Genomic DNA, 18,202 nt, shown 5'->3' with positions numbered 1-18,202 from the left:
TTGATTATCATGATAACTGCAAAAGCCTTAAGCCTCAGTTTAGGATAATCAAACTAGGTTTATCATTTTTAAAAGAATGATAAACCTGATCAAGGATATTCATCTCATGTTTTTTATCGACAAGCTTATTTTATTAGCTGCCGTGCTCATTTTACTTGGCATTCTTTCTAGCAAGCTCTCCGCACGCTTGGGTTTACCTGTGCTTGTGCTATTTTTATTGATCGGGATGATCGCTGGCGAAGATGGCATTGGCATTGCGTTTGATAATGCCGCCGCTGCCCATACGCTAGGCACACTCGCCCTCGCCTTAATATTGTTTGATGGCGGTTTACAAACGTCTAAACGATCCATTAAATCTGTGTGGAAACCGGCCTCCATGTTAGCTACCTTTGGGGTGTTAATTACCGCCGGTCTTACCGGTTATGCCGCAGCCTATATTTTAGATTTACCACTTTACGAAGGTTTTTTGCTGGGCGCTATTGTTGGTTCAACTGATGCCGCGGCGGTTTTTTCGCTACTTAGAAACGCCGGTATTCATTTAAACAAACGCTTGGCCTCGACCTTAGAAATAGAAAGTGCATCGAATGATCCTATGGCTATCTTTTTAACTATAGGTTTGCTCGAAATTATTATTAACGACTCAAAAATAGGCTTAGACCTGCTCCATTTACTGTTTCAGCAAATGGGCGTGGGCACGCTAATTGGTTTAAGTGTGGGCTGGGGATCAATTAAATTAATTAATAAAGTGCAACTAGGTGCGTCTGGTTTATACCCTGTCATGGTCGCCGCCTGCGGTTTATTATCTTTTGGTTTATCCACTAATTTAGGGGGCAGTGGGTTTTTAGCTATATTTATCACCGGCGTACTCATTGGTAATAGTCAGTTTGTTTTCAAAAAAAGCACCTTCTTATTTCACGATGGATTAGCTTGGCTTAGTCAAATTACCATGTTTGTTATGTTAGGTTTATTAGTGAACCCAACCTCTTTACTGGATATTTGGTTAGAAGGACTCATGATTGCGAGCGTTTTAGTTTTTGTTGCTCGACCCTTGGCAGTTGCGCCTATTTTAGCTTTATTTAAATTTAGACTCCGTGAAACTGCCTTAGTATCATGGGTGGGGCTACGAGGCTCTGTACCCATTATTTTAGCTATTTTTCCACTATTGTTTGGCTTGCCTAATGCGGCCCTTATTTTTAATGTGGTATTTTTTGTGGTGCTATTATCGGCAACCGTTCAAGGCTCTACGTTAGCATTTGCGGCCAGAAAATTAGGGTTAATTGAAAAACCAGGCGAAAGCCCACCTGCAACGCTTGAAATAACAGCGCTCAATCAAGTTGACGCCGAAATTGTCGAATATACCATTGCTGATAATTCAAAAGCTGTCGGCCGATATCTATCAAATTTAGCACTACCTGATAATACGGTAGTGGCAATGATCACACGTGGCCATCAAGTGATTGCGCCAAGGGGTTCAAGTATGCTGCAAGCACAAGATCATGTCTTTATGGTGATCAGACCAGAATTAAGACCGTTTGTAGAATATGTATTTTCACCTGTCACTGATATTGCAATGACTGAATTTTTAAATAAAGAGCTATGCTTAAAAGGCTACACCAAAATACAAGATATTTTAGATTCGTATGGCATAGATTTAGCGCACGATCGCCATTCTACATTAGATGCACTCATTAAAAATAAAGCTGAATCAGAGCTAAATTTAGAAACCATGATTGTTTTATCTGGCGTAAGACTGACTGTTAGAGGTATGGTGGGTGAGCGCGTTTCAACTGTTGGATTAACGCCTGTGGTTTCTAAATGTTAGCTGATAAATAAAAGGTAAAACGATATTTCAGTTTAAATAATCTATTATCTCAGATTGAACAAATTTAACTCTACTCGCCAAGGTAGAACGCCGATTAAAACATAAATAAAGGCTTTCGCTCACTGTTTGTTCAAGTAAATGTATTTTAATACAATTTTGATGGCGAAAGGCTTTAGCTGCATATAGCGGCAACACAGTAAAGCCTAATCCTTTGCTGACGGGCTCAAGTATTAAACTGATTTGATTTGAAAAACCTTTATAAATAAATTGGTCAATATGTTCAAATTGAGTGAAATTTTCACTTAACAGTAAACGTGCATGATGTGCGGCATCTGGATGTGAGATAAAACCCAGCGCTAATAACGTCGACCAATTTACAACTTCAATCTGATGCGAAGTCACTAAAACTAAAGGCTCAGCTGCTATTTTTTGGCTAATTAAACTAGCCGTTTGGCTTAGCTCAGTACTTAACCCCAAATCTATATTGCGGTCGATTAAATCTTGTTCAATATTTTTATTTGGCGCAAATCTATAATCAACAATTAATTTAGGATGGTTTTGCTGCACTGTGAGTAAATGCGGATATAGTTTTAACCCCACACTGCCCGGAGAAGCTAACTTTACTAGGCCTACGTTGGGCTCATCTTGTTTAATTAAGCCCTCTAATTCGTCCGCTGCTTTTAATAAGGCTTGCCCTTTAACATAAAGCTTTTCGCCAGCATCCGTTAATGAAAAAGATTTTCCACTCCTTTGCAATAAAGCTTGTTCCAGCTGATGCTCTAATTTTTTAATATGTTGGCTAACACCTGATTGCGTCATAAAAAGCTTTTCAGCAGTTTGTGTAAAATGACCTACTTCAACTAACGTACAAAATGTTTTTAACCAAACGGGATTAATCATTACAAAACATACTTAATAATATAATAAATGATAATTTTTTATACTTTATCATCCATCCTATACTTAAGCCATCAAATTAATTGGAGGAAAAAGTATGAGTACAACTTACCCAAGATCATTTTCACATATTGGCATTTCGGTACCAAATGTTGAAAAAGCCGTTGAATTTTACACCCAAGTGCTAGGTTGGTATCAAATTATGGCGCCCACTGAAATAATTGAAGACGATAGTCCAATTGGCGAAATGTGTACTGATGTATTTGGTGCTAATTGGAAAAAATTTAAAATTGCCCATCTCTCAACCGGTGACCGGATCGGCGTTGAATTATTTGAATTTGAAAACCAGCAACAACCTGAAAACAATTTTGAATATTGGAAAACCGGTGTCTTCCACTTTTGTGTGCAAGATCCTAATTTAGAAGAATTAGTTGAAAAAATTGTGGCCGCTGGCGGTAAAAAAAGAATGCCTGAACCGAGATATTATTACCCAGACGAAAAGCCTTACCGCATGATTTACATGGAAGACCCCTTTGGCAACATTTTAGAAATTTATAGCCACAGCTACGAATTAACTTACGCCGCTGGTGCTTATTAATTTGCCTTATAAACTGCAATACAAAAAGCCTTGGGCCATGTAAATAACCCAAGGCTTTAATCAACCCATTTAGTCTTACTGCTATGCTACTGGTAACATTAAATAAACTTATAAAAATGGTTTCATTTACAACATAATGCAGTTAAATTAACGGCATTATGGATAAAAGGAAACAATATGAAATTTAATCTTAAAGTACTGCTTGCGATTTGCAGTTTTACCTTAATAAGCGCCTGTACAAGTTCAGAGCAAGCCAATACTGTCGCCAAAGCCAAAAAAGTACCACCCATTAGTGTACAACTTTGGTCTGTGAAAGAGCATGTGAAACAAGATTTTAAAGGTAGTTTAACCCAAATAGCTAATATGGGTTTCAAAGGCGTAGAGTTTGCTGGCGATTTTGGCCCTTATAAAAACGATCCCGAGGGACTAAAGCAGTTTTTAAAATCACTCGGGTTACAAGCCAGCGGCGCACATGTGTCGATGAAACAATTAAAGGCCGATAAATTTGACCAAACAATTGATTTTTTAACTCGGGTAGGTGTTGATTTAGTGCTTATTCCATTTGATAGCCGCGCATTTAACCCAGAAAAAATCGATGAATTAACCGCTGAACTCACCCAACTAACTAAAAAATTAGCCAAACAAGATATACATTTTGGTTATCATAACCATGCTCAAGAGTTTGCTGACTTTAATCAACAAACTTTTTGGGATCACATAGCGCAAAACACACCAAAAAACATGGTATTACAAATGGATGTTGGTTGGGTTAACTTTGCCGGAAAAGATCCAATTCATTATGTTAAAGCCTATCCAAACCGAACACTAAGCACCCATATTAAAATTAGAACACAAGGCAATACAGGTAAAAATGTAATTATCGGACAAGATGATTTTGATTGGGCAAAACTAGTAAATGCTGACATGGTTTATGGTGGTACGCGCTGGTTAGTAATTGAGCAAGAAGAATATCCTCAAGGTTTAACCCCTATGCAATCCATTAAAGCGTCAAAAGCAGGTTTAGAAAGTTTTATCAAAACGCTTTAAAATAATTTAAATAGCTTCTGCTTTTGGCTAATGCGAGTGATTAATTTAGTTGAAAGCAGCGGTTATTCAGTTTTTTTAATTTTGTAAAACCTACCAGTCAAATTTTAGTTAATTGAAAATCGATTTATTTCATCTTTTCATGAAAGCGCTAAATAACCAGCGATTAAATTTTTGTTTATAGTGTAGTTGGAGCTGCGTTAATTTAACGCGCAGAGGATTAACAGAATAACTTTTAAATTCAGGCGGCTGGACACAATTAACGGCACGCTCACTTTGCGAACGATTTTTTACATAATCTTTATACACAGCTTCAAACTCAGACATAGCCACACCTAAATTGTTAACATAAAACAAATTAACATTAACACAACATTAAATGGAGTCAAATTTATTTTTATAGATGTATCTTATTTTACAAAGCAAAATTGAATAAGTTTATGAAAATTCATATCGGCCATGAGCGAGTTGCAGACGTAAACTGCCAAACGCCTAAGTGTCGACTTACCTTAATAAAGCAGTCTTAAGACGACATTGCTGTTTAATTTAGTTGTTTAATTATCTGTAGGTTGGGCCGAACGGAGTAATCCCAACAATTTTATAAAATATGCCAAAATGTTGGGTGCGCCTCCGGCTTACCACAACCTACAAAGGAAAATTTGAGTCGCATAAATGTCTGATTTTCGCATCAAAATAACAATGACACTGCTAGAAAAAATATAAACTTGCTATCACTCGTTTTGACTTGTCAGCCAATAGAATCAATGACAGCCATCTATAAAAGAACATAAAAACAGTTCAATTAGTCGGTAAGTTGCTGTAAGTTATGGTTTTTAGGTGTGCCTGTCTTATGCATTTTGTCTTATGCATTTTTAGTTATTTAATTAAAGCCACAACCGCTTTATTCTGCCGCATAACGGCTTCGTTTAACAAGGCAATGAAGAGCGGCCAGATAATGGTTGGTTGTGTTTCGTTCCTCAACAAGTTTAACCAACCATTATCTGGCCGCTTCGCTTATTGTGGCGTTATACCGCTAAATAAATTTCTGGCTTAATAATTTAATTAGGTCTAAAATAAGAGCTAAATTTAATGCTTAATTGGTGGTTGTTATGAGACAAGTTCTAGCCGATTGTTCAGCGAGTATTTCTGAACTTAAAAAAAATCCCACAGCTTTACTTAATGAAGCCGATGGTTCTGCGATCGCAATATTAAATCATAATAAGCCAGCTGCATATTTAGTACCAGCCGAAACTTATGAGTGGCTAATGGATGTTGTTGATGATTATGAATTAGCTAAAGTCGTAGAAGATCGTCGTCGCAATCTATCTGGTGCTATTGAAGTCAACTTAGATGACTTATAAATTAAAGTTTCTTCCAGCAGCTAAAAAAGAGTGGGACAAATTGGCTGACCCACTCAAAACGCAATTTAAGAAAAAGCTTGCAGAGAGATTAGAAAATCCGCATGTACCGTCAGCGAAACTGAGCGGATACGAGTCTGTTTATAAAATCAAATTGCGGACTGCTGGTTATCGATTAGCTTACGAGGTTATTGATAATGAAGTAGTCATTTACGTTTTAGCCGTTGGTAAACGTGATAAAAATGCTATTTATAAAAAATTAGCGTCACGGTTAGTGTAACCGCAGTATAATCGGGTAGCCGAGAGTATCTAACCTTCAGCCCCCAAACACCCAGCAAATATAAATGACAGCCACCTATAAAGACAAATAAAAACAACCTGTTATGGATGCTTTTACGTTGAATGTGTTATTTTTGGTTGCTTGCTGTTGGTTTATAGGCGGCACTTTAATTGATTTCGTTGGTTTTTTTAATTCAAAAATGGCGGTTAAGTTATAAAAATGGCCGTATTGAAAGATTTGAATATATAGAGCGTTTATTTTTTATCCAAACTGAATGATATGCGGCGTATTTGAGAGAAGCAGTAATTAAAAATCAACTGAAAAAATAGCTCAATCACTTGGTAAGTTGTTGTATATTAATCTTTTTAGAAGTGGCTGTCATTGTAGTTGATTGTTAAGGCGACATTGCTGTTTAATTTAGTTGTTTAATTTTCTGTAGGTTGGGTCGAACGGAGTGAATCCCAACAATTTTATATAGTATGCCAAAATGTTGGGTGCGCCTTTGGCTTACCACAACCTACAATGGAAAATTTGAGTCGCATAAATGTCTGCTTTTGGGGTCAAAATAACGATGACACGAATCAATGCCAGTCACCTATAAAAGAGCATAAAAACAGTTGGTTAGTGATTTTTTACCTTTGGTCTCGCTGTTTTTTATTAATGAAATTTTTAAACTTGGTAATCATTTAACAGATGTGTCTGATATCTTGTATCAGTTAGTTGCTGACGGGTGAAATTTAGCCGTATTGGAATAGATTTTAGTATTTTTTGTAAATTTTAGGTACAAGCGTTTCGACAATGAGATTGCGCGTTAAAATAAAGGCTTTGGGTTATATTTGAATTTAGGTTTGCAGCCGCTGCTTTGTTTTGTTGGTGCCTTTGACGCGTTTGAGTTGATGGGCTTTGGCATAGTGTTGTAATTTGAACCGCCTGACCAATAGCGCCTAAGTTGGGTCGAACGGAGTGAATCCCAACAATTTTATATAGTATGCCAAAATGTTGGGTGCGCCTTTGGCTTACCACAACCTACAATGGAAAATTTGAGTCGCGTAAATGTCTGATTTTGGGGGTCAAAATAACGATGGCACTGCTATAAAAAGTATCACGCTGCTATAACTCGTTTTAGTTTGTCAGCAACAAAGAATTATTAGCAACCTAGCTGTTCACTTATTTTTTTAGCTGTATCCATTAACATTTTGCTCATTTTAGCTTCATCTATCGGTTTAGTCACTCTACTCGTTAACGAAGAAACCGCTAACGAGGCGATTACTTTGCCGTTAGGTCTGCCGACTAAAGCGGCTAAGTCGCAAACCCCTTCTGTATTTTCACTTTCGCCTCGATGAAACCCTTGCTCACGGATTTGTTTAAGCTCCTCTGCCAAGGTTTGCTTTTTAGCTTTTGACATTCTTTTATAGGATTTATCTCGTTCAAGAATCATCTGCTGAACCTCATCATTGCTGTTAGCAAGCAATACCTTACCCGATGTTGTCGTCATTGTTGGAAACAAAGAACCCTCAGCAATATTAACCGACACAGGCACCTGACTGCGTGCTTGTACAATGACCATAGTTTGGCTTTGATACAACATGCTTAAATGACACGATTGTCCAACTTTAACTGCTAAATCTTCCATGTGAGGGAGCGCGCATTGGCGTAATTGTTCAATGGGTGACATTGAGCGTGATAAGTTGTACAACTTAAGCGATAAGCGATAGCGGCCAGAAAGCTCGTCTCTAATCAAATAACCTCTGGCCTCTAGTCCAATCAATACTCGATAAATTTCGTTTGCACCTCGGCCTAGGCCTTGAGCAATTTCAGTTTGCGAACGAGGTAATTCTTGGCTCACTAAATATTCAAGAATATCTAAGCCTTTATCTAGAGCTGGTACAGCATATTTATTTGGTTTGCTGGTTTGATTCGTGTTTTGACTATCGCTCAAAGTGTCTCTCTTGTTTTTAAATAACTAATTTATGGGGCCTATTATTTTAGAGGTTATCGTTTATTAAACCCACTATGAATCAAGCTAAACTCAGGGTTTAGCTTGCCCATTTAATGAGTTTATTAAGATGCAAACCAGAACTTAATACCAAGTGGCATACCTGTAATACCCCTTGCTGATGGCAGGTTTCTAAATTAGCGCCTGTCAGGTAAGTCACTGCTTCTTGATTAAATGCATATAGGCCGTTTAAGCCTCTTTTTTCACCGTTTGGTAACTCAATATCTAAATTAATGCCCTCGATTAACCCCAATTCACCTGCGGTTTGTAAAATTTGAGTGGTACGCTCAGTACCACCCATTAGTTGTGAAAATGAGGTTTGAACGCGCTGTAAAAATTCAGTTGCTGAGCCATCGTCATTAAACAAAGGCTCGCCTTTGTTAGTTTGCACTTGCTCACTTGACATATCAATAGCAATACGGCCTGATGAGGTATCGCCTTCTTTTTCTAACATGGCTTGAAACGGGCGACGTAAAATATCTAGTGGCAAATAAGTTGCTTGCCATTTACCGTCTTGAATAAATAAATTTTCACCCGACTTAAAACCTAATAATGCCACTAACTGAAACTGACCTGTATTTGGGTTTTTAGTAATAAAAATAGGGTACTCATGTGTGATGGCGCTGAGCTCATTCACAACAACAAATGCAACATTAACTTGGTTTTGCAACACATCGACCGCTTGAGTGTTTATTTTAATATCTTTATGTTTTACTTTATCAAGTAATTGAATATCTTGTTTTTCCACCGATCACTTCCTCATTATTGTTTTAATATCGAATGCACTTAAATTTTATGCTGCTCAATTGAAGCAAACTATACTTTACTTAAGCCAAATTGATAAATTTTATTAAGTAATACTCTGTTGCTAGGTAAGGATGATAACAACCTATCTGTCTTTACTGTATTTTTGTTGAGCTGCTCCGTTGCAAATTGTACTTCAGCGGGCGTAAGCTTCGATAAAATATTTGCTTTAAATTGACTACCATATAAAACAAATTGAAAACTAGCAGCCTGAAATAACTCTCCCGCGGTTTCAAAATCTGACACTTTTGGTACCTGATATTGCCACAACTGCATGAGTTCTTGTAGTCTTTCTGGGATTGAATTCGCTGACCGGTTATCTTGCCAAAATGGCGTATTACGATCACTTAAAATATAATGCAATTTTAAAAAGTCTATCGCTCGCCCCCATCGATATTTAAATTTATCATTAAACCTTTTTTCGGCAATATATAATGTATCTGTTGTAGGGGGGAGTTGCTCAGCAATAAAGTTAGCCGCAAGTTCTACTAATACCAGTGCCGAAGCTTCTAACGGTTCTAAAAATCCTGCTGATAGGCCCACAGCGACACAGTTTTTATGCCAAAATTTGTCTCGGTAACCAGCGGTAAAGTCAATTTTGCGAACTGAAATATCATCGCCGCAGCCGCCTGTGTTATTAATATATTGTCGTAAATCAATTTCTGCTTGTTCAGTAGTGGTATGCTGGCTTGAAAAAACGTGTCCAGTGCCTCGCCTCGTAGGCAAACCAATATCCCATATCCAACCCGCTGTTTGAGCAGTAGACTGAGTACACGAAGAAATAGGACTGGTTTCAGATGGATAATTAACTTGTGCAGCTAAAGCCGTATCAGCAAATAACACATCTGTTACTGGCTTAAAGGGTACACCCAGAGCCTTACCTAAAAGTAACGATTTAAACCCCGTGCAATCAATAAATAAATCTGCTTTAAGTTCGCCTGATTCATGTAATAGCACACTATTTATATCACCAGATGGCGTTAAACTCACATCTACAACATCAGCTAAAATATGATTTACAGCTAAGCGATCAACACAATGTTTTTGTAAAAATTTAGAAAACGCGCCTGCATTTAGATGGTAGCCATATATCCCTTCCCCCGCATATTCTGCGTGAGTAATAGATTTTGGCGCTATATGAGCTTCACAGAGCGCTTCTTGCGGACTAAATAGTTGCGCTAATGAGCTTTTCTGATTTGTATGTTGTAGCCAGTACTCTGGAATGAGCCCTTCGAGCATGCCTACCGGTGTATCAAACGGATGATAATAAAAACCTTGGCCACTATCATTTCCCCATCCATTAAATTTTGAACCTTGTTTAAACGAAGCATCGCATTCTCTAATAAAATCAGTTTCGGAGATGCCCATTTTTTTTAAAGTTGCGGGCATTGTCGGCCAAGTGCCCTCACCTACCCCTATAGTGGGAATATTCGGTGATTCGCATAAGGTAATGGTTAAATCTTTATTTAAAATGCGATTTCGTAAACGTGAAGCTAATATCCCCGCGGTTAACCAGCCCGCGGTTCCGCCACCAATAATGGCAATATTTTGGATTTTCTGCGTCATTTGTATAGCCTTCGCATACTTAAAAATAGGAATAAATCAAAACAAAAAAGCCCTTTACTAGCTCAATACTAGCAAAGGGCTTAAATTTAAAATAGTTTCAAATTATTATTCAATTTCTACAACTCGAACATCATCAATATAATAATTTGATTGAGGAGACCAAACGTTTGTGCCTATATTCAAACCAACATCACGGGTAGCCCAATCTGCAATATTTGAATTGGTTGAGTCCAATATCGCTGTAAAAGTTTGAGTTTCGTCTGTTAATACGTAAATACCACTATTAGCACCGCCGCTAAATGTTGTATTAACATCGTTTATGTCTGTTAGTGATAAACGAAATTTATGCTCCAAGGCACTAACACCGCTATCGACATCAATTGACATAGTAACTAAATATCTCTTACCGTTTTCAAACTTTCCAGCATCGAAAGGTAAAATAGTACGTATATCTCCTGACATTCCAGAATCAAAAACCCCATCAGAAGTTACAGTCGCGCCATTACCTAATACCCAGTTGCCTGCACCGTTACTGAAGGTTGAATCCGCTGCTGAAATTAAGTTATTAGCTTGTTCGAAAGGGAGTTTATATAAACGAACATCATCTAGCTCCATAGCTTCATTTTGAGTAGCCTTAAACTCCAACTTCACGTTAGTCGTTGCGGTAAAAGCTAAAGCATAAGTTCGTGTCGATCCAAAACCATGTTCAAATATGCCCCGACTTGATAGAGGTTGCCCACCTTGCACTTCGCCATTAACTAATTTATCACCAGAAATAATAGCGTTATTAGGAGCTCCCCAACCATTACCTACTTGTGCTTTAAATTCAAGTACATATGTTTCACCTTCAACTAAGTTAGGTAACGACTGGCTTAACGTATCTGTGGCTGAAAATGCAGCGAATTTAGCATCTTCTTTTGCTATATTTAGTGTAGGTGTTTCACTCACAGTTACGAACCCGTTTGCACTAGTCCATCCAGTCAATCCATCTTCAAAGCTTCCGTTTGTAATTAAGTTTTCAAAACCATCATTAGTGACCTTAATATCAAATTCGGAATCTACCGTATATGTACCATCTGATATTTTATAGTCATAGGTAAAGGTCTTAGTTTGTCCTTCATCCACATATGAGTAAAATATTGCTGGATTAAATTTAATATGAGTTGCAGTTGACTTCTCAAATTTAAATGCCGGTGCCTCTCCAGTTGGTACTACATCTGAAAAATCAACTGTTAATGGATCTAAATTATCATCCACAATTTCAGGTGCAGACACTAAACTCATGTTAACTAATCCGGCACTTGTTGACGTTTCGAATACTTTTTTTGCATTAACCGTTGGCGCAGTTGGTACATCACTCACCCCAATAATGCTTACAAAAGCAGTACGTGAAATATTATGATTGTGATCTTGCACGTCAAATGTAACCTCGTACTTCAACGTTTGACCTATCGCTAATTTGTCTTTTATTTTAGGTACATCCACAATTAGATTATTACCATCAATTGAAACAACATCAGCTACGTCTTTTACCGAATCAGGTAATTGAGTGGCGGTAATTTCTGCATTACCAATAGTGAGTGCTTCACCATCTTTATCCGAGGTGCCATCCAAAAGGTCAATAGTCGACTTCGCATCACTTTTACTATATTCAGCTGTAATGTCACTTTCAAATTCAGGCGCAAAATCTTCACCAGTGATATTAATAACCATATTACGATCGACGGTATTTACACCATCGCTTACTTTATAAGAAATTGTAACTGTATGTGTATCGCCCGTATCTAATTGGTCCACTAAAAGTTCAGGTCTTACCCCGACTTTTAAAGCCCCCATTTCAATACCCGTCGTATCGTCTGAGTTAACAACAATATCTGTTACGGTTAACGGGTTTGCATCTAAATCTACCGCGACACCTTCACCAGACATTTTACCTTCTGGCGTGCCCAGCATATATAGAAACTGAAAATCAGCTTTTTCATTAATAGTTACGTCGATATCGCCGCCATGAGTAGGCGCATTTTCATTAACTTGGGCTTTAGGCGTAAAATCCTCTTCCGAACATGCAGATAAACCCGAAAGAACAGCAGCAACAAGTAGAGATTGTTTAAATAATTTCATAATAAACACCATTTAATCTTTGTTTAGGCGCACTTTGTGCGCCATTAGAATTTTAATTTAGAAGTTAACGCGCATACCTAAACGATAAGTAGTACCCACTTTATATTTGGTATAAGTTCGAGATTTAGTCGCATCACCTTCTAATGGATTGCCTTCTTCTAAAGCAACAAAGTTATATCCATTAGCGTTGTCGGCGTACTCTCGCTGCACTTCTAATGTTCTACTTGTAAAATACGTTCTGTAAGCTTCATCTGTTAAATTAACCGCTTGGAAAGTAAAGCTAATTTGCTCATTCAACTTATAAGATAAAGATAAATCTAAGCTGTCACGGCCTTCATTCCAGATTGACCCTTGATTCCAAGTACGGCCGCGCTGGCCTGTATTCCAGTCCGTTCCGACTAAAGAATCCGATGAACCTCTGTAACTTAAGCGTATTTGATGACCATCTTGTTCCCAAAAAGTGGTTAAGTTATAGGTATGCTCAGGCGTATCTGCTACTGGATATTCTGGCAATTTTTCACCTGAAATATCAGAAATATCCGCATCATAACTACTATCTTGGTAAGTATAGTTAGCCGACACACCTAAACCGCTTAATACACCAGGTAAGAAGTCATAAGTTTGAGAATAACCAAGTTCTAAACCGGTTATTGTTGCGCCCTTACCATTAACTACCTTGTTAATCTGAAATTGTTGACACAGATCTTTCAAGTCATTACTCAGTACCAAAGGATCATTTCGATTTTTGAAAGCATCAGCTGTCGAGCGAACTGGCATACAACCATCTAAACCACTATCTGGTAGTGAGTCATCGGCTAACATTGTGATACTTGATGCGTCAATTGTGCCTTCAAACTCTCTTAAATCAGTCAAATAGGTAATATCTGAACTAATATCCGTAAAGTTTTTCATATCTTTATTGAAGATGGCAACACTTAACATTGAAGTCGGGTTAAAGTACCACTCTAACGATAAATCAAGGTTATTAGACTCTAATGGCTCTAATTGAGTGTTGTACATATCAACACTACTACCATAAAAAACACTACCACCACCCCAATAAGCATTTTCTTTTAAAGAGAAACCAGGTCGTAACTGATCAATTTCTGGACGAGTCATGGTTTTAGAAATAGCAAAACGACCAACAAATTCATCTGAGAATGCATAGTTTAAATTTAAACTAGGCAACACATTTGTATAACTATGGCTACCAGTGGCTTGCGTCGATTTAGTTCGCTTATTTTCAATGGTTTCTGGTAAAAATCCAACGTAGTCGCGAGCACCCGGTGTAGAGCCATTCCAGGTGATAACGTCGCTGTCCCAACCATTAATGTGAGAGGTTGAAACATCTGCATATCGCCACATTTGATCCCAACCCATCTCTGGTACTTCTTGATCTGCATCTGCAATATCATCTGTAACCATATCGTACCAAGTGGCATATGTTGGGTCGTAACAAGCACCTTGGTCTTCAATTCTGGTCCAGCCAGATGGATCTGGACCAGATGATGTGTCCCAACCTAAACCATCAACACGTTCAAATTTGTTGTTATACCCAAGCCGCTCTTCGACATTCACCGGACGACATTCAGGTAGTGAAGTATCTCGTAATTCTTTTAATTTAACATGATCGAATTCACGCTCTAGATTAAAGTCGGTATGAGACCAAAAGTTAGCACCCGCATAACCACGAGATTCAACTTCGGTTTTAACATAGCGCACACCTAGGTCACCGGTTAAACGGCCATCCATTAACTCAAAATTTGTCTTAAAATAAACGGCTTGCGTATTTAAATCGGTTCCACGCGTATTGGTATCGTCGACGTTCGGTACTGTGTTTTCGTCACTCAAAACTCGATCTCGAGCTTCGATAACATCGATAGGTGTCCAACCTTGTGTTGCTGCACTACGGCCATAACCTAAAGAATCCATGAAATCATCGTACGGTAAGCCATTTTCATCCGCAATCATTGAGCCGCTAATGCCGCTTAATGGACCACTTGGTAGTACAATCGCATTACCAAAATCATCCGTAATTACTTCAGTTTGAGTGGATGATGTAAAGGTATAGGTTTGGTTATCAACATATTTTTCGCGCTGACTGACTTTTCCACCAAATTCAATAGAGGTAATTGGCCCCCAATCTAAGTAATAGTCGAAATCAATTTGAGCATTGTTAAGCGTATCTTCAACTGTGGTATCTTTAACCGAAATAAAACCTAGATGATAAGAGTTTAAATCACCAGGGTTATAACCTGTCACAACATTGGTATTATCATACCAACCGGCTTGAATTTCGCCATTTTCGTCTGTAAATTCCGAAGTATGCTCACCCAAATCCAAAAATTGGTCGCCTGTCACCATTTCACATGTACCAGTAGTACAGTCAAAACCAACTGGTTGAAGTTCTTCTAAAGGCACCTCAAATAGTAACGGGCCAGCTACTTGTTGAAAGTTTTGCATGTTTGTCCATGCATTAGGTAGATTATTTGATTTACTATTCGAATGACCAATTTGAGTGGTCATACGTAAATCGTCTGTAATATCTAACTCATACTTTAAAGAAACATTTAAGTTTTCTTGTTTATCACCGCCTTCTGACCGACGAATATCGCCTGCCCCAAAACGATCTAATTTCTTTATGAATGTATTTGTGTCGGTATCAATAACATACCAGTCTTCTTGAGGATCGGTTGAATCAGCGATGAAACCTGAATAGTTATTTAACGGAATTTCCCCTTCAACCAAGTTACTATTGTTACTGCCTGTACGACGAGTTAATACAGCATCGTACATGGTTTCTTTTGTTTGTTTAGTATAAGTTAAATCAAACGTTAATTGGCTTGCGTCATTCGGTAACCATTGAACACCTAAGGTTAAACCTTTTCGGTCTGTGTCAGATTGATTCAATTCATACATAGTGTTTGAAGGTTCAATCGCACGTACACCAGAAAGCAAATTATTGTTTTGATCAGAAGCAACATCGACTGTTTCTGATGCAACAAAATTCTCAGCTCGGTATTGGTCACGTCTTGTTGATTTGGTCTCTGTGTAAGCTGTTAAAACAACACCCAAAGTCTCATCTAAAAACTTTTCTGATGCTGTAAATTGTAATTTGTAATCTGATTCGTCAACAAAATCGTTATATCGACCTTGAATAGATAAGTTTTTAATGGTGTAAGGTATATCTAATGGCTTAACAGTAACCAAGTTTACACTACCACCCAATGAGCCTTCGTCATGATCGGCACTAGGTGTTTTTACTACCTCTAAACGTGACAATATATCAGATGAAAAGGTGCTCAAGTCAACCGCTTGGCTAAAGTCAGTTGTTGTGAGCTGTTGACCATTTATAGATATATTATTTTGCTGTGAAGAAGCGCCACGAACTGAAATCTGTGAGCCTTCACCATCACGACTCACAATAGAGACACCCGTTACTCGACCAAGCGCATCTGCGATGTTTTGGTCAGTATTTTTACCAATGTCTTCAGCATTAATGGTATCGGCTATGTTTTTAGAAAACCGCTTATCGTTAATTGATTTCGCAAGGCTGCCTCGAAAGCCCTGGATTTCGATTACTTCAGTTTCTTCGTTTTCTTTTTTATTATTATCAGCTTCTTCGTTTTCGGCAGCAAACGCATTAAAACTAACGCTACTTATTACTGCAATCGATAACGCACTTAACTTAAATCGCTCTCGAATTGTTGACATCTTTTCATCTCCACCAAGGATTTTACATTTAAGCTGGTTATAACTTTGATCTATAACCGCATTTTTTACATAAAATTAAGACAACGAGTAAAGGTTTAATAAACATTTTAGACTCGATGTGTATAGTATATTGTCAACAATTAACTTAAATCAACAGCTTTTTACAAATTAATCACAACCATAATTTTACATTTATATATAAAAGCCACAATTCAACAAAAATACCATATAAAACAGCAATTTAAATGGTTTAAGTTGATAATTATTCAATAAAAAAACTCTATAAAAAAATGCATTTATGACAATTATATTTAACCCGATCAGCATGAGTTTTTAGTAAGAGTCAAAAAAACTTAACAATATTTCCCTATAGGAAACGATTAAATAATCTTTGAATTTTAAACGGTGGAATAAGCGCATTGTTAATTGGATTATATTTTTATAACTAAACCCGCTCTTGTACTCGCTAAATGAAGGGTTATTAACATTCAGATACAAAAAAACCGCTGAAAATTCAGCGGTTTTTTAATCATATAAACTCGTACTTAAAGACTTTCGGTGAAATAAACCGTTTTCTTCTCTACGTATTGTTCTAAACCATATTTGCCGTCTTCACCACCAAAGCCGCTTTGTTTCCAACCATTGTGGAAGCCTTGATGCTGTTCGCCAATACCTCGGTTAATATAAACCTCACCTACTTCCATTTCAGCAATTGATCTATGGATATAATTTAAGTTTTGGGTATACAGATAAGCAGATAAACCATATTCACTGTCATTAGTGTACTTAATCGCTTCGTCTATGCTGCTAATTTTAATAATAGGTAAAATCGGACCAAAGGTTTCTTCGTGAACTAAAACATTGTCTTGTTTAACATCCACAACCACCGTAGGTTCAAACCAGTTACCACCATCAAAACCTTCAACTTTAGCTTCTTGCCCACCTAACGCAACCTTACCGCCCTGTTTAAGACCTTCTTCCAAAATATGCTTAATATTCGCAATTTCATTTGGATTTACTTTAGGTCCCATATCCACACTCGGATCCATAGGATCACCGACTTTAAGTGCTTTCACTTTCGGTAAGAATTTTTCTAAAAATTGGTCATATACAGATTCATGAACATATAAACGTTCTGCACAAGTACAAACCTGGCCGCAGTTAGCATAACGAGTGACTACAGCATCATCTACAGCTTTATCAAGGTCAGCATCTTCCATCACCACCATAGGTGCTTTACCCCCTAATTCCAACATGGTTGGTGTTAAATATTCAGCGCTGGTTCTGTAAATAATTTTACCTGCGCGGGTGCTACCTGTCATGGTAATTAATTTAGTAATTGGGCTTTCGCATAACGTTTGACCCACTACTGAACCTGTACCATTAACAATATTTAAGACACCGGCTGGAATACCAGCTTGGTTTGCTAAGTCACCTAACGCCAATGTTGCTAATGGTGTTTCTTGGGTTGGCTTAACAACAATTGAGTTGCCCGTGATTAATGCCGGACCAATTTTACGGCCAGCAAGCGCTAACGGGAAGTTCCAAGCTGTAATAGCAACCACAACCCCACGAGGCACTTTATGGATAAAGATTTTTTCGTTTTCATTGTCAGACGGTAAAATATCGCCTTGCAAAGTCAACGCATTATCACACGCATATTCAATAAATGTAGCGGTTACATTTACTTCCATACGCGCTACATCAATTAATTTACCTTGCTCTTGCACTAAAAGATTCGCTAAGCCTTCGGTATTTTTACGAATTAAAGCTGCGAATTGACGTAAAATTTGTGCACGAACACGTGGCGTTTTTTTACCCCAATCTTTTTGTGCTTTGTCTGCAATTTCTAAAGCTTGATTCGCATCTTCTTTTGAACCAGCTGGAATAGTACCAACCAATTCACCAGTACTTGGGCTTAATACCTCTAACGTTTCATTCGAACTAGAGGCAATATATTCACCATTAACAAAATTTAAATTGTTTTTTATTAAGCTCATGG

Annotated in this window: 12 protein-coding genes; 5 read left to right on the top strand and 7 right to left on the bottom strand. The window is 37.7% G+C overall.

What is annotated here, in order from left to right; all coding sequences use genetic code 11:
- The first annotated feature begins 106 nt into the window (after positions 1-106).
- Positions 107-1,822 carry a potassium/proton antiporter gene (locus tag OLW01_RS16415; RefSeq protein WP_268077056.1) on the top strand — a complete coding sequence of 572 codons (1,716 nt, stop codon included), beginning with the start codon at positions 107-109 and terminating at the stop codon, positions 1,820-1,822.
- 27 nt (positions 1,823-1,849) lie between these two features.
- On the opposite strand, the gene OLW01_RS16410 is transcribed toward OLW01_RS16415, so the two are convergent.
- Positions 1,850-2,722, bottom strand: coding sequence for a LysR family transcriptional regulator (locus OLW01_RS16410; protein WP_268077054.1), 873 nt, complete (start codon positions 2,720-2,722; stop codon positions 1,850-1,852).
- A gap of 94 nt (positions 2,723-2,816) precedes the next feature.
- Between OLW01_RS16410 and OLW01_RS16405 the strand changes: the two genes are divergently transcribed.
- From OLW01_RS16405 to OLW01_RS16390, 4 genes are all read left to right on the top strand, one after another.
- Positions 2,817-3,317, top strand: a complete 501-nt coding sequence (locus tag OLW01_RS16405) for a lactoylglutathione lyase family protein (protein WP_268077052.1) — start codon at positions 2,817-2,819, stop codon at positions 3,315-3,317.
- A gap of 177 nt (positions 3,318-3,494) precedes the next feature.
- The gene (locus OLW01_RS16400) at positions 3,495-4,364 is read left to right on the top strand and encodes a sugar phosphate isomerase/epimerase family protein (protein WP_268077050.1); all 870 of its coding nucleotides are present in this window, start codon (positions 3,495-3,497) and stop codon (positions 4,362-4,364) included.
- Between the two features lie 1,106 nt (positions 4,365-5,470).
- Positions 5,471-5,722 carry a type II toxin-antitoxin system Phd/YefM family antitoxin gene (locus tag OLW01_RS16395; RefSeq protein ID WP_268077048.1) on the top strand — a complete coding sequence of 84 codons (252 nt, stop codon included), beginning with the start codon at positions 5,471-5,473 and terminating at the stop codon, positions 5,720-5,722.
- Positions 5,712-5,999, top strand: a complete 288-nt coding sequence (locus OLW01_RS16390; protein WP_268077046.1) for a type II toxin-antitoxin system RelE family toxin — start codon at positions 5,712-5,714, stop codon at positions 5,997-5,999. The genes OLW01_RS16395 and OLW01_RS16390 overlap by 11 nt, the downstream gene beginning before the upstream one ends.
- A gap of 1,147 nt (positions 6,000-7,146) precedes the next feature.
- Here the strand turns inward: OLW01_RS16390 and OLW01_RS16385 are convergent.
- From OLW01_RS16385 to aldA, 6 genes are all read right to left on the bottom strand, one after another.
- On the bottom strand, positions 7,147-7,938 hold the full coding sequence (locus OLW01_RS16385) for an IclR family transcriptional regulator (RefSeq protein ID WP_268077044.1): 792 nt from the start codon (positions 7,936-7,938) through the stop codon (positions 7,147-7,149).
- Positions 7,939-8,035: 97 nt separating this feature from the next.
- Positions 8,036-8,743 (bottom strand): SapC family protein, encoded by a 708-nt coding sequence (locus OLW01_RS16380; RefSeq protein ID WP_268077042.1) that lies wholly within the window; start codon positions 8,741-8,743, stop codon positions 8,036-8,038.
- Positions 8,744-8,811: 68 nt separating this feature from the next.
- On the bottom strand, positions 8,812-10,365 hold the full coding sequence (locus OLW01_RS16375) for a tryptophan halogenase family protein (protein ID WP_268077040.1): 1,554 nt from the start codon (positions 10,363-10,365) through the stop codon (positions 8,812-8,814).
- Positions 10,366-10,470: 105 nt separating this feature from the next.
- On the bottom strand, positions 10,471-12,486 hold the full coding sequence (locus tag OLW01_RS16370; protein ID WP_268077038.1) for a hypothetical protein: 2,016 nt from the start codon (positions 12,484-12,486) through the stop codon (positions 10,471-10,473).
- A 57-nt stretch (positions 12,487-12,543) separates the two neighbouring features.
- Positions 12,544-16,200: a TonB-dependent receptor gene (locus tag OLW01_RS16365; protein WP_268077036.1), complete on the bottom strand. Its 3,657-nt coding sequence runs from the start codon at positions 16,198-16,200 to the stop codon at positions 12,544-12,546.
- A gap of 545 nt (positions 16,201-16,745) precedes the next feature.
- Positions 16,746-18,200: an aldehyde dehydrogenase gene (aldA, locus tag OLW01_RS16360; protein WP_268077035.1), complete on the bottom strand. Its 1,455-nt coding sequence runs from the start codon at positions 18,198-18,200 to the stop codon at positions 16,746-16,748.
- Between the last annotated feature and the right edge of the window lie 2 nt (positions 18,201-18,202).

Origin of the sequence: Catenovulum adriaticum (genome assembly GCF_026725475.1) — a bacterium.
GTDB classification, from domain to species: domain Bacteria; phylum Pseudomonadota; class Gammaproteobacteria; order Enterobacterales; family Alteromonadaceae; genus Catenovulum; species Catenovulum adriaticum.
The sequence above is the reverse complement of the archived record's forward strand: the minus strand, read 5'-3'. Positions and strand labels throughout refer to the sequence as shown.

Coding starts and splice junctions, on each gene's coding strand:
- OLW01_RS16415 (WP_268077056.1), top strand. CDS start 107: ATGTTTTTTATCGACAAGCTTATTTTATTAGCTGCCGTGCTCATTTTA.
- OLW01_RS16410 (WP_268077054.1), bottom strand. CDS start 2,722: ATGATTAATCCCGTTTGGTTAAAAACATTTTGTACGTTAGTTGAAGTA.
- OLW01_RS16405 (WP_268077052.1), top strand. CDS start 2,817: ATGAGTACAACTTACCCAAGATCATTTTCACATATTGGCATTTCGGTA.
- OLW01_RS16400 (WP_268077050.1), top strand. CDS start 3,495: ATGAAATTTAATCTTAAAGTACTGCTTGCGATTTGCAGTTTTACCTTA.
- OLW01_RS16395 (WP_268077048.1), top strand. CDS start 5,471: ATGAGACAAGTTCTAGCCGATTGTTCAGCGAGTATTTCTGAACTTAAA.
- OLW01_RS16390 (WP_268077046.1), top strand. CDS start 5,712: ATGACTTATAAATTAAAGTTTCTTCCAGCAGCTAAAAAAGAGTGGGAC.
- OLW01_RS16375 (WP_268077040.1), bottom strand. CDS start 10,365: ATGACGCAGAAAATCCAAAATATTGCCATTATTGGTGGCGGAACCGCG.
- OLW01_RS16370 (WP_268077038.1), bottom strand. CDS start 12,486: ATGAAATTATTTAAACAATCTCTACTTGTTGCTGCTGTTCTTTCGGGT.
- OLW01_RS16365 (WP_268077036.1), bottom strand. CDS start 16,200: ATGTCAACAATTCGAGAGCGATTTAAGTTAAGTGCGTTATCGATTGCA.
- aldA (WP_268077035.1), bottom strand. CDS start 18,200: ATGAGCTTAATAAAAAACAATTTAAATTTTGTTAATGGTGAATATATT.